The following is a 12,928-nucleotide window of genomic DNA, read 5'->3' on the forward strand; positions in this document are numbered from 1 at the left end:
ACCCCCCCCTCGGTGCGCTGAGCCGCGCGGGTCAGTCCTCGCCGCGCTCCCCGGCGTCGAGGACTGCCTGCGTCCAGCCGCCCTCCAGCACGCCGGTGCCGTCCAGCACGGCCCAGTCGACGACGTCCGTCGCCTCCACCACCACCGGCGAGCCGATCCGCACGCTCGGGTCGGTGTTGGCGTCGCTGGCGCTGGCGCCGACGATCCGTTCCGGGGTGTCCCACGAGGTCACCCCGGCCCAGACGTACTCGGGGCCGTCGTCGCCGGGCAGGCCGTACTTGACCACGAGCTGGCTCTCCTCGGGCAGCCGCCCGGCCAGGAACCGGGCCCGGATGTCGCCGAGCGCCTCCCGGGCCGTCTCCACCGCGCGGCTCATCGCGTCGCCGGTGCGGGTGTAGCGCACGTCCGGCTGGATGCCGTTGAACAGCGTCGCGCAGGCGGCGGCGAAGTAGCGGCCGGGCGGACCCGGATGCCCGGGCGGCGGGTTCAGGCTCAGGAACGAGTCGGCGTCCGGGTCGGTGGCCGGGTCCAGCTCCAGCCGCAGCAGCACCGGTGCGGTCGCGCCGTGCTGCTCCGGATTGCCGTACGCCACGGCGATGTCGTGCCCGGTCACCGTGGCCAGCACCGGAAGCTGCACGAACGCCGGCACCTCCTCACCGGTGAGCCCGTCGGTCCAGTCCCGCAGCAGCCGCCGGGCCGCGCCGGTCATCACCGCGCCCCACGCCCGGGTCAGGTGGTCCGGCACGCCCTGGGCCTGCAACTCCAGCAGCCCGAACCGGCGCAGCCCCTTCGTGGTGAACCAGAGCCCGTCGGAGTCCGAGGAGTAGGGCACCAGCACCCAGTCGACGAGCCGGATCCGGCCCTGCTCGTCGGGCAGCGAGCGCAGCGCCGCCGCCGGGTCGAGGAATTGGAGCCCGAAGACGTCCACCACGTCCCCGCCGACGGTCTCGGCGACCGCGGCGGCCACCGCGCGGGCGGCCCACTCGTGCGCCGGCGGCCAGCCCGGCCGGTACTCGGCCTGCACCACCACGAGGTGGGTGGCGGCGGCCAGCCGGGCCAGCTGCTCCTCGGTGGCGCCGAACGCGGTGAGCAGGTCCGGCGGCAGCTCGGGGAACTCGTCGACGGTGCGGGTGTCCACCGTCATCAGCGGGCTGTCGAGCATCTGCCGGGCCAGCCCGTGCACCGGTTCGGCGAGCCGGCCGGCCAGCCCTTCCACTGCTGTCTTCGGGCTCACCTTCGGCAGCCCCGTGATCGGTACCAGGTACGTCGCGTCGAGCGACTCGGGCACCGGTACCGGCAGGAAGTCGTCCGTGATGAGCATGCCGTCCCCCTCGACCGCGCCGGTGCACTCGCCCCGAACGCTACCCGCCCGGACCGGTGGCGCTCAGCCGGTCAGCACCAGTCCCAGGTAGGACAGCGTGGTGACGATCTCCACGAGCGCCCCGAGCACGTCGCCGGTGATGCCGCCGAAGCGGCGTACCAGGTGCCGCAGCAGCCCGGCCGCGACGGCGAGCGCGGCGAGGACGGCGAGCGGACCCTGCCACGGACGGTCCGGCACCGCGGGCACCGCCGCCAGCGCGACGGCGACCGCGCCGAGCGCCGGCGCGGCCCACCCGACCGTGCCGGCGACGAGCGCGCCCAGGCCCTCCGGCCGGGCCGCCGGCACGCCGCGCCGGCAGGCCAGGCCCACGGCGAGCCGCCCGGCCGCGGTGGCCGCGACCACGGCGGCGAGCGCGGCGAGCGCGTCCCGGCCGGCCAGCTCCGCGAGCACCGCGCTCTGCAGCAGGAGTACGACCACCAGCGCGACCACCCCGAACGGGCCGACGTCCGGCTGCTTCATGATCTCCAGCGCGGCCGGACCACGCCGGTACGAGCCGAGCGCGTCCACGGTGTCGGCCAGCCCGTCCAGGTGCAGGCCCCGGGTGAGCAGCGCGCCCAGCCCCACGGTGACCACCGCGGCGACGAGCGGTGGCGCGAGCGCCCCGGTGAGCAGCAGCACCCCGCCGAGTACGGCGCCGAGCAGCGCCCCGACCAGCGGCGCGAGCGCCATCGCGGTACCGGCGGCGGCCCGGTCGACCCGGCCGGCGCGTACCGGGAGGGTGGTGAACGTGGTGAACGCCAGCCGGATGCCGTCGGCGAGCCGCGCCTCAGTCGGCACGTCGGCCGGGGAAGACCGGCTCGTCGGACCCGATCGTGGTCGGTCCCGGCCCGGCCGGCTCCGGCTCGGTGAAGTCCGGTTCGGCCCCGCCGCCGGTCCAGTCGTCGTCGCCGGTGGGCTCGCCGATACCGGGGCTGGTGCGGTCGCCGACGGCGTCGTCGGTGTCGCTGTCGCCGGGGCCGCCCAGCGACGGGTGCACCGGCAGCGTGGCGGCGAGCGTCAGCGCGGAGCGCAGCAGCGGCAGCGCGGCCAGCGCGGTCGCCCCCTCGCCCAGGTCGAGCCGCAGGTCCACCAGCGGCGTCAGGCCGAGCACGTCGGCGGCGAGCCGCACGCCCGGACGGCCGCCGTGGTCGGGCAGCAGGCACCAGTGCCGCGCCTGCCCGGCCAGGTCGCGGCTGACCATCGCGGCGGCGGTGCCGACTGGCCCGTCCAGCAGTACCGGCACCTTGCGGGCGGTGGCGCCCAGCAGCACGCCGGTGGCCAGCGCGATGTCGCCGCCGCCCAGCTCGGCCAGCACGTCCTTGGCCTCCCGGGCGGAGCGCCGGGTGCGGTGCAGCGCGTCCCGCACCGCCGCGCAGCGGACCATCCAGGCGGTGTCGTCGATCTCGCCCTGCTCGGTGATCACCCGGCCGAGCACCGTCGGCGGCTCCGCGCCGGCGGTGGCCGCGAGCACCGCCGCGGCGGCGGCCTCGGCGCCCGCGCCGCACGCGGCGAGCACCAGTAGCTGCACCCCGGCGTCGGCGGCCTGCTCGGCGAGCCGCCAGCCGTAGCGCAGCGCCGCCTCGACCTCGTCGGCGGGCAGGGCGGGGCCGTCCTCCATCGGCGCCGAGACGGGCGCCTCGACGATCTGCAGCCCGGCCCGGTTCTCGGCGGCGAGCCGGGCCAGCGCGCCCCGGCCGGCCCGGGCCTGCCGGGCACGGCGGGCCGACTCACCGGGCGTCGCGCCGGCCGACGCGCCGCCCTCGTGGTCGCCCTGGATCAGCAGTACGCGCACCGAGTCCCACGGACGCGGCGTGGAGGTGCCCTGGGTGGCGGCGGCGAAGCCGACCACCTGCTCCAGCACGCCGAGACCGGCACCGGGGATGTCGAGGGTGGCGAGCCGGTCGACCGCCTGCGGTCCGGTGTAGTCGTCGGGCATCGGCAGTTCCATGCCCGGCTGGATCACCAGGCCGGTGGCGATCATCGGCAACGCCATCGTGGGTGCGGCCCAGTCGCCCGTACTCGACGAGTCGTGTGCGGCCGGGGCGGGCACCGGGGCGGCGGCGGGGGTGAGCACCTCGGGCAGCGTCACGTCCCCGGCGCCGAAGTCGGCCCGGCCGGACGTGGTCCGGGAGGGCGCGGTCTCGGGCGCTGCGGTCTGGGCCGGCGTGGCCTCGGGGGCCCCGGCCCAGGGCGCCGGGGCGTGGCCGCGATCTGTCCTGGGCGTCGTGGCGCGGCCCGGCTCGGCCTCGGGCGACGTGGCGGCGGGCGGCACGGCGTGCGCGGGGGCCGGGGTGGCCGGCTTCAGCCAGGCGGTCTGACCGGCGACGACGAGCGCGACCGCGTCGCAGGCGTCGGCGACCGCGCGGTTCGTGGCGCCCAGCGCGTCGGTGAACGCCCGGCCCAGCGGCGTGGTGGGCACCAGCGACAGGCCCACCTCGGGGCTGACCAGCACCAGCCGGGCCGTGCTGGACCGCACCGCCCCGGCCAGCTCGGCGATCGTCGCGGTGTCGTCAGCGGGCTGGTGGGCCGGGTCGAGCAGCACTGTCACCCAGCCGCCCAGATCGTCCACGAGCAGCGTCTCGTTCGGCCCGGCGGCGGCGATCACCTCGACCAGCCGGCCCGGGTCCGCAGCGGTCTCCTCGGTGCTCCAGCTCCCCGGCCGCCGGGCGCGGTGCGCCGCGAGGCGGGTCGCCCACTCGGTGTCCTCCGGATCGCCGGCCGGGGCGGTGGCCACGTACCGGACCGTGGGCGCGTCGGCGACCAGTGACTCGGCGAACTCGGACTTGCCGGAGCGGATACCGCCGAGCACCAGGAGGGTGTGCCACCCGTCAACGGACATGCCCGTACCTTAGTTCGCCCGCCCGCGTTCCGGGCAGCTCGCCCCTCCCCACCCCCGCCCCGCCCGCGCCCCACCCTCTCCCCGCCCGCGCCCCACCCTCTCCCCGCCGCCGATCTTGCACTTGCGGCCCCCGGGATGCCGGGAATGACCGCTCTGCCGGGGCACCAACCGCAAGATCGACGGTGCGGTGGGCGGGGCAGGTCGGCATGATCCATGTGGTGACGGGCCGTCGTCGGCGGGGCCGACTAGGCTTGCGGAGGTTTGGCGTCCCACGGGACGACGGCGGCGAGGGGAGACGCGGCATGGCGTGGAGCTGGCGGTACGAGGGCACGAACGGCGACGCGGCCGACGGGCCGGCCGAGTCGTTCACGAGCCAGGCGGACGCCGAGTCGTGGATCGGCCAGACCTGGCGGGAGCTCGCGGCATCCGGCGTCACCACGGTCGTGCTGGTCGAGGACGACCGGGTGGACTACCGGATGAGCCTGCAACCCCCGGCCGAATGACGGGCTACGACCGCCCGGGCGAGCCGCTGATCCTCGGCGTGCCCCGGGCGGCGTTCCGGCCCAGCCCGATCTTCCTGGCCCTGGTGGCGCTGTTCGTCGCCGCCGGGGTGATGACGTGGAACCGGTACGGCAACGTCGGCTTCGACGTGTTCCTCTTCGTCGTGTCCGGCTGGCTGGTCTCGCTGTGCCTGCACGAGTACGCGCACGCCGTGGTCGCGTACCGGTCCGGTGACCGGGACACCGCGCACCGCGGCTACCTCACGCTGAACCCACTGAAGTACACCAGCCCGCTGCTGTCGATCGTCCTGCCGGTGGTCGTGGTGCTGCTCGGCGGCATCGGCCTGCCCGGCGGCGCGGTCTGGGTGGACCGGCACGCGATCCCCGGCCGGCTGCGGCACACGCTGGTCAGCCTGGCCGGTCCGGCGACCAACGTGCTGTTCACGCTGGTGCTGGTCGCGGCGGTGGCGTGGGGGCCGGAGCTGGGCGGGCCGCTGGAGTTCTGGGCCGGCGTCGGGCTGCTCGCGTTCCTCCAGCTCACCGCCAGCGTGCTCAACCTGCTGCCGGTGCCCGGTCTGGACGGCGGCAACATGCTCCAGCCCTGGCTCAGCCCCGCCTACCGGCGGATGTACGACCTGTTCGCCCCGTACGGCTTCATTCTGCTCTTCGCGCTGCTGTGGAGCCCGCAGATCAACCGGGCGTTCTTCGGCGCGGTCTTCGCCGTCGGCGACGCGCTCGGCCTGCCGCGCGAGCTGTACCAGATCGGCTACGCCCTGATCCGCTTCTGGGAGTAGCCGGCCCGGTCGTTCCCGGGCCGGTGCGAGCCGGCCCGGGAACGACGCGAGGTCACGGGCGCTGAGCCGGGCTCTCGGTCTTCGCCGGGTCCCGCTCGGTGACCGGCTCGACGATCTCGTCGATCGCCTTGAGCAGGTCGGCGTCGAGCTTCACGCCCGCCGCCTTCACGTTGTCGTGCACCTGCTCCGGCCGGGACGCGCCGATGATCGCCGAGGAGACGTTCGGGTTCTGCAGCACCCAGGCGACGGCGAGCTGCGGCATGGTCAGCCCGGCCTGCTCGGCCAGCGGCTTGAGCCGCTGCACGCGGGTGAGCACGTCGTCGGTCATGAACCGGGCGATGAACCCGGCACCGGACTTCTCGTCGGTGGCGCGGGAGCCGGCGGGCGGCGGCTGGCCCGGCAGGTACTTGCCGGACAGCACACCCTGGGCCATCGGCGACCAGACGATCTGGCCGATGCCCAGCTCCTCGCTGGTGGGGACCACCTCGGTCTCGATGACCCGCCACAGCATCGAGTACTGCGGCTGGTTCGAGATCAGCGGGATGCGCAGCTCACGGGCCAGCGCGTGCGCCTCACGCAGCTGGGACGCCTTCCACTCGGAGACGCCGATGTAGTGCGCCTTGCCGGAGCGGACGACGTCGGCGAAGGCCTCCATCGTCTCCTCCAGCGGGGTGCTGTAGTCGTAGCGGTGGGCCTGGTAGAGGTCCACGTGGTCGGTCTGGAGGCGACGCAGCGAGCCGTCGATCGACTCCATGATGTGCTTGCGGGACAGACCCCGGTCGTTGCGGCCGGGACCGGTCGGCCAGTAGACCTTGGTGAAGACCTCCAGCCCTTCGCGACGCTCGCCCTTGAGCGCGCGGCCGAGCACCGACTCGGCGCGGGTGCCCGCGTACACGTCGGCGGTGTCGAAGGTGGTGATGCCGCTGTCGATCGCGGCGCGGACGCACGCGACCGCCGCGTCCTCCTCGACCTGCGAGCCGTGGGTGATCCAGTTGCCGTACGAGATCTCGCTGACCATCAGGCCGGAACGGCCCAGGTGACGGAATTCCATGCTCCCGACCCTAGACCTGCCCGGGTCAGAGCACCGGGCTGGCGTCGGCGAGCAGCCGGTCGATCTCCGCGACCACCGCCGCGCGCCCCGGGTGCACCGGGTCGATGAGCGGCTCGCCGCGCCGGTCCAGCGCGCCCCACCGGCCCGACTCGGCGGCGACCAGGAACGCCACCGGGTGCACCACCACCGTCGGGTACGCCGGTGGCACCACCACCCGGCCGGTCCGGTCCACCACGCCCCGGCGGCCGGCCAGCTCGACCACCGCCAGTCCGTCGGCGGTGAACCCGTCGACCTCACGCCCGTCCGCGAGCGGCGTGCCGAGACGGTGGTAGCGGGTCGGCACCACCACCTCGCCGGTCAGGTCCACCGCGCCCCAGCCGCCGTTCTGCCGTACCGCCGCCAGGCCGTTGCGGAACGGCCTGGCCTCCTCGTACCCGGGTGGGATCTTCACGATGTTCATCCGGTCGACGGCCATCCACCGGCTCTTGCCGTCCATCGACACCCAGGACAGCCCGTCCGAGAAGGGCACCACCGCCCGGTAGCCGTTGTTCGCCTCGATCAGCGCCGCGCCGGACGGGTCGATCAGCGCCCACCGGGACGCCTCCGGCCGCCGTACCCAGGCCAGTCCCTCGTGGAACGGCTGCGCCTCGGCGTACCGGTGCGCGATGACCATCTCGCCGTCGGCGTCCGCGTACCCCCAGAGCTCCTGCTCCTCGTCGAACGTCGGCATCGGCGGACGCGGCGTGCCGAGCACCTCCTCGGGCCGGCGCGGCGCGGGCCCGAAGCCGTCGGCGGCGGCCCGCGTCGCGACCGCGTCCAGCGCGACCTCGACCCGGGCGTTGAGCTGCGCGTCCTCGCCGTGACGCAGGTCCAGCGCCCGCTCGAAGTGCAGGCACGCCTCGGTCAGCCGGCCCTGGTCGAAGCAGCACCGCCCGGCGTGCTCGTGCAGCAGCGCGCGCAGCCGGTCCGGCAGCTCCGGCGAGTTGGCCTCGGCGAAGAGCCGGTCCGCCTCCGCGTGGTCGCCCCGCCACCGCAGCGCCTCGGCGAGACGCGCGCGGGCCAGCGCGGTCCGCCGGAACTCGCCGGTGGCCTCCGCGTACGTGACGGCCAGCCGCGCGTCCCCGAGCGCGTCGTCCAGGTCACCGAGGATCCGCGACGCCACCGCGCGCAGGCTGAGCAGCCGGGCCCGGCTGCGGTTGTCGAGTGTGGTGTCCAGCTTGCCGGTGAGCCCGTCCCGGATCACCCGCAGGTGCGCCGGGTCGGGGGCCCGCTCGCGCAGCGTCAGCGGATCCAGTTCCCAGCCGACCGCCGCGAGGGCCTGCTCCGGGTCGACGGAAGGCGGCGGTTCGGCGTCCACCGCAGGTTCGGCGTCCGCCGCCGGTTCGGCGCCGTCGTGGGCTCCGACTTCGGGGGTACGCGGATCCTGCGCGTCGCCTTCGTCTTCGCCGTTGGTGTGCTCGGCGCTGCCGGCGTGTTCGGCGTCGTGCTCGGTGCCGGCCGGGGTCGGTTCGGTGTCTTCGGCCTGTGCTTGCGCCTGTTGCGGGAGCGCGGCGGCGGTGGCGTCCGCATCAGCGGCCGTGGCGACCGGCTCCGGGGTGGACGGTGTGGGCGGGGAGTGGCCGGTGCCGTCGGCCGCCGCTGGTTCCCGGGCTGTGCGGTCGGCGATGGTCTCCCGCGTCGTCTCGTCGGCAGTGGTCTCCGGTGCCGCGCCGTCCTGCCGGGCCTCGGTGGTGCCGGAGGTGGCGACATCGTTCGGATTGCGCTCCGGCGGAGGGCTGGACTGCTCGGGTGCCGTAGCAATCGCGTCGTGCGGCTCGGGCTCGGCAGGCGGGCCGTCGGGTGCGGGGACGCTGGTGTCCGCCGTCGTCGGCTCGGCCGGCGGCGGGGTGATCGGCGCGGGCACGGGTTCGGCCGGTGGGCCGGTGGTCGTTGTGGCATCGGCCGGTGCGCCGGCAGTTGACGCGGTAGCTCCTCCGGACCGGGCACGGCGGGCATCGGCGTCGTCCAGGGCGGACGCGGTGACGACCGGTGCGGGGTCCGGCGCCGGTTCAGGCGCGGGTGTGGGTGCGGTCGAGTCGGCAGTGGACGCCGGTGCTGGAGGCACCACGGCATCGAGTTCCGGAGACTTCCTCCCGTCCGTTGTGTTCGTCTCCGCCGAAGCCTCCGCCGGCACGATCGACTCCTGGCCGGCTAGAGATCTTGGTACGAAAGGGCCCCCAGAGGGGCCGAAATCGTCCAAGATCTCCGGCTTCGGAGCTTCGGCGGGCTGGTTCGGGCGGAACCATGCCTCGGCGCCGGGAGACGGCGGAGGTGTCTTCTCCGCCGGTCGGCCGTTCTCCGACGGCTTGTCACTCCGGCCGGAGGACGCCTCGGCTCCGAGCCGGTCCGCGCCCTGTGCGGGCCGGGTGTCGGCGTCGGCTTCCGGAGAGACGATGTCCGTAGTGGACGCGGCTTTCACGTCCGCTTCGGCATCGGGCCGGCCTCCGTCTGAGCGGGACTCGGGCCGGGTGACTGCACCGGCCTGCCGGTCGCCGTCCTCGACCGGGACGTGCACATCGGTCTCGGGCTGGCCGGTGCCGGCGGTCGGCGTGGCCTGGGTGACCGTCCGGGGCTGCGTCGTCTCGGCGTGCGCGTCGACCGCCCGACGGTCGGTGTCCGTGCCAGGCGTAGTCGGGGTGCCGGGCGAGGTTCGGGGACGCGGGTCGGCTACCGGGCGATCGGCCCTCATGTCCGGGACCGCGCGGGCGCTCGTGTCGGGCGTCGCGCCGGAGTACGCGCCGGATCCCGGACCGCCAGTGCCTGTCCCGGTGCCCGTGCCCGTCCCCGTCCCGGTGCCCGTGCCGGTGCCCGTGGCCGGCTCGGGTCGGGTGCCCACTCCGGGGGTCGCTCCGGCGTCGGCTTCGAGGCGGTCGGCGTCCGTGTGCGGAACGGGACGGGCGCTCGTGCCTGCCGTGGGCCGAGCCGCCTGTGCTTCCGGTTCGGCGGGGCGCGGCGCCGGTTCGGCGGGGCGCGGCGCCGGTTCGGCGGGGCGCGTCTGTGGGACAACCGGTGGTGGCGCGGTCGGACCGGCCTGGGCGGGGCCCGGATAGGTGGGCGGCGCGGGACGAGCCGGCGTGGCCTGGGTCGGCTGGGCGGGACCGGCCGGAGGAAGTCCCTGACGTTCCTCGGTCCGGCCCGGCGCCGGCGTCCGGTGCTGCTCGTCCGAACCGGCTGGTGGCACGGGCCGCAGCGGGGCCGGGCCGGTCGACGGCGAGCCGTCGCCGGGGCGCGCGGGCGTACGCGGTGCCGACAGTGAATCCGGTACCGCCGGGGCAGGGCGGGCACGGTCGTCGGAACGCGCGGCCGCCTGGTCCGGGGTGTCCGGACGGCGCTCGTCGGGCCGTACCGGCCACTGCTGCGGCCGGGACTCGGAACGCGCGGCGACCTCGCCCGGCCGGTGACGGTCCTGCTCCGGCTGCGACCGCCCGGTCTCGGGGCGGGTCGGGGCGGTGGGCGGCCGGGTGGCGTGGGTACGCGGACCGGTGCCGTCGGGCTGCGCGCCCGTACCGGCAGGCCGAGCGTCGCGTGGGTCCGGACGGACGGGACCGTCCTGCCCGGGACGCCGCGCGTCGGGGCGTGGACCGTCGGCGGGCGGCATCGGGTGCCGGGGCGGTACGGGCCGCTCCGCGGGTGGGCGGTGCCGCTCGTCCGGCCGGTACGCGTCGGGCTCCGGCCGGGGGCGGGGCTCGATGACGGGCCACTCGCCCTGGTGCGGGCGCGGCCGACGCTGGTCGGCGCCCGGTCGCGCCGGGGCGGACGCTTGCGGGTCGGCCGGGCGGTGTCCCTGCGCGCCGTACCGGTCGGGCTCGCTCTGCGGCGCGGGCCGCCCGTTCCCGGGTGCCCGGCGCTGGGTCTCTGGGTACGCGGCGGCCTCGCGGCCCGGCGCACGGTCGTCCCACCGGCCACCGGCCGGGTCGCGCCGGTCCGCCGGGAGACGTGGGCCGGGCTCGCGCCAGCCGTCACGCGCGGACTCGCGCCGGCCGTCGTGGCCCGAACCGCCCCAACCAGGGCCGCCGTGGCCCGGCTCGCTCCAGCCTGGTTCGCGCCGGCCGTCACGAGCCGGATCGGCCCAGCCCGGTTCGCGCCGACCCGGCTCGACCCGGCCGGCAGCGCTGCGCTCCGAGGGCGGCACGGCCTCGTCCCGCCCCTCCACGCCGGGACCGCGCCCCCCACGGGCGGGATCGACCTGTGACGGCTCCGGGAAGGGGCCGCGACGCCCGTCGGGCAGGGGACCGCCACGCGCGGCGGGGGAGTGGTCACGACGAGCGTCGGGCGCTTTGCCCCACCGGTCGCCGGAAGCCGCCGGACGGCCGTCGGCCGGGGTGCGCCCGCCGTCCGCCGGGCGATCGGCCCGGTGCGGAGCCTCGTTCGGCTCCGGCATCCAGCCCGGCTGGGCGACCCGACGGGGCGGGCCGTCGGGGTGCACCCAGCGTTGGTCGAGCCGCTCCGGCGGCGGACCGGGACGGTGGGGCCGGCGGCCGTCCGCGCCGGGGCCGTCGGGATACCCGCGCCGCTCGTCCGGCCCCGCGGCGCGCTGCCCGCCGGGACCGGCGGAACCGATCGGGTACGCCCCGCGCGAGGCACCCGGCCCGTCCAGGTACGTGCCGCGTGGTCCCGCCGATCCGTCCGAGTGCCCGCCGCGCGGTACCGCATTGTTCGGGTGCGCGCCGCCTGGACCTGCCGGTCCGTCCGGGTGCGCGCCGCGTGGCCCGGCGGGGCTTGTCGGGTGCACGCCGGGCGGGACCGCGGGACTGATCGGGTACGCCTCGCGCGGCGCCGCCGGACTGGTCGGGTACGCGCCGTGCGGACCGGCCGGGCTGACCGGGTACGCGTCCGGGCCCGCGCGGTGCGCCTCGCGCGGGCCGGCCGGGCTGACCGGGTCCGCCCACCGTGGACGAGCGGAGCCGGTCGGAGACGCATCGCGCGGACCGGCACCGACGGGGTGTGCGCCGCGCGGACCGGCCGGACTGACCGGCTCACCGCCGCGCGGGGCGGCCGGGCTGACCGGATGACCACCGGCCGGACTCACCGGGCGCCCGCCCTCGTACCCGGAGGGCCGGGAACCGGCGGGACTCACCGGGTACGTCTCCTCGTCCGGCGCGGGACTGACCGGGCGTACCTCGGCCCGGCCGATCACGGCGCGCGGACGCGGCGTCAGGTTCTCGATGCCGATGTCACCCGGGTAGCGCTGCCCGGGGAACTGCGGCTGCCACTCGTGGGTGGGCTCGGCGGCCCAGGCCGGTTCGGCCGGCTCGCGCCAGCTCCCCCAGCCGCTCATCGGCAACCCCTCCGGCCGCTCGCGCGGGACGGCCCCGGGGCCGGCTCGCGTCGCTCGCTCACGGCGGTGTCACCTCATTGGAAATTCTCGCGCTGGGGCGCCGGACGTGCCGGTACAGTCGCCCGGTCCAGCACGTCATGGCTGCGGAAGGAGGGTAACGGCGTGGGCTCGGTCACCGCCACTGTGGCACCACCCACCGGCGCACACGTTACCCCATGGTTTCGGACATTCGGCGCGATCGCGGCGGCCGGGTTCCGGCGGCACGCGACCTACCGTCAGGCCGCCCTGGCGGGGTTGTGCACCAACACCGTGTTCGGCTTCCTGCGGTGCTACATCTTCCTCGCGGCGACGGGTGCGGCGGGCACCGTGGCCGGCTACGACGGGGCGCAGCTCGCCACGTTCGTCTGGGCCGGCCAGGGTCTGCTGGCGGTGATCGCGATCTGGGGCTGGACCGATCTGGCCGACCGGATCCGTACCGGCGAGGTCGCCGCCGACCTGTTGCGGCCGGTGCATCCGGTGACCAGCTACCTCGCCACCGACCTGGGCCGGGCCGGGTTCGCGTCGCTGGCCCGGCTGGTGCCGCCGCTGGTGGTCGGCCCGTTCTTCTTCGCCGTGTACGTACCCCGGCACTGGGCCACGGTGCCGCTGTTCCTGCTCTCCGCGCTGCTCGCGGTGGTGGTCTGCTTCGGCTGCCGCTACCTGGTCAACGCGACCGCGTACTGGTTGCAGGACGTCCGGGGCCCGATGATCCTGTGGACGCTCGGTTCGGGCGTGCTGGCCGGGCTCTACTTCCCGCTCGGGTTCCTGCCCGGCCCGCTGGAGGCGGTCCTGCGGTACGCCACCCCGTTCCCCAGCATCCTCCAGGTGCCGCTGGACGTGCTCGTCGAGCGGGAGCCGATGGCCACCGGTCTCACCCTGGTCGGGGTGCAGGCCGGCTGGGCGGTGCTGCTGCTGGCGCTGTGCCGGCTGGTGCAGCGCCGAGCCGAGCGCCGCCTGGTGGTCCAGGGTGGCTGAGCGCGGCAGCGCCCCCAGGGTGGCTGAGCGCGGCAGCGCGCCCAGGGTGGCTG

General features: G+C 76.2%; 8 protein-coding genes. 3 read left to right on the top strand and 5 right to left on the bottom strand.

The genetic code is table 11. From position 1 onward, the window contains the following. Positions 1 to 31: 31 nt before the first annotated feature. The 3 genes from IRY44_RS15685 to IRY44_RS15695 form a co-directional block, all read right to left on the bottom strand. The gene (locus tag IRY44_RS15685) at positions 32 to 1,321 is read right to left on the bottom strand and encodes a DUF2314 domain-containing protein (RefSeq protein ID WP_194801139.1); all 1,290 of its coding nucleotides are present in this window, start codon (positions 1,319 to 1,321) and stop codon (positions 32 to 34) included. 63 nt (positions 1,322 to 1,384) lie between these two features. Next, positions 1,385 to 2,158: an adenosylcobinamide-GDP ribazoletransferase gene (gene cobS / locus IRY44_RS15690; RefSeq protein WP_194801140.1), complete on the bottom strand. Its 774-nt coding sequence runs from the start codon at positions 2,156 to 2,158 to the stop codon at positions 1,385 to 1,387. Next, positions 2,148 to 4,199 (bottom strand): bifunctional adenosylcobinamide kinase/adenosylcobinamide-phosphate guanylyltransferase, encoded by a 2,052-nt coding sequence (locus IRY44_RS15695; protein WP_194801141.1) that lies wholly within the window; start codon positions 4,197 to 4,199, stop codon positions 2,148 to 2,150. Before IRY44_RS15695 ends, cobS begins: the two co-directional genes overlap by 11 nt. Before the next feature lie 302 nt (positions 4,200 to 4,501). On the opposite strand from IRY44_RS15695, the gene IRY44_RS15700 reads away from it, so the two are divergent. Both IRY44_RS15700 and IRY44_RS15705 read left to right on the top strand, forming a co-directional pair. Continuing rightward, on the top strand, positions 4,502 to 4,702 hold the full coding sequence (locus IRY44_RS15700) for a hypothetical protein (protein ID WP_194801142.1): 201 nt from the start codon (positions 4,502 to 4,504) through the stop codon (positions 4,700 to 4,702). Continuing rightward, complete coding sequence (locus IRY44_RS15705; protein ID WP_194801143.1) at positions 4,699 to 5,493, top strand: site-2 protease family protein; 795 nt, start codon at positions 4,699 to 4,701, stop codon at positions 5,491 to 5,493. Before IRY44_RS15700 ends, IRY44_RS15705 begins: the two co-directional genes overlap by 4 nt. Before the next feature lie 52 nt (positions 5,494 to 5,545). Here the strand turns inward: IRY44_RS15705 and IRY44_RS15710 are convergent, their stop codons facing one another. Both IRY44_RS15710 and IRY44_RS15715 read right to left on the bottom strand, forming a co-directional pair. After that, on the bottom strand, positions 5,546 to 6,544 hold the full coding sequence (locus IRY44_RS15710; protein ID WP_194801144.1) for an aldo/keto reductase family protein: 999 nt from the start codon (positions 6,542 to 6,544) through the stop codon (positions 5,546 to 5,548). Between the two features lie 25 nt (positions 6,545 to 6,569). After that, positions 6,570 to 8,447, bottom strand: a complete 1,878-nt coding sequence (locus IRY44_RS15715; RefSeq protein WP_194801145.1) for a WG repeat-containing protein — start codon at positions 8,445 to 8,447, stop codon at positions 6,570 to 6,572. A gap of 3,576 nt (positions 8,448 to 12,023) precedes the next feature. On the opposite strand from IRY44_RS15715, the gene IRY44_RS15720 reads away from it, so the two are divergent. Continuing rightward, positions 12,024 to 12,875: an ABC-2 family transporter protein gene (locus IRY44_RS15720; RefSeq protein ID WP_194801146.1), complete on the top strand. Its 852-nt coding sequence runs from the start codon at positions 12,024 to 12,026 to the stop codon at positions 12,873 to 12,875. Positions 12,876 to 12,928: the final 53 nt, after the last annotated feature.

This window comes from Micromonospora sp. ANENR4, from assembly GCF_015354395.1.
In the GTDB taxonomy this organism is placed as follows: Bacteria; Actinomycetota; Actinomycetes; order Mycobacteriales; family Micromonosporaceae; genus Micromonospora; species Micromonospora aurantiaca.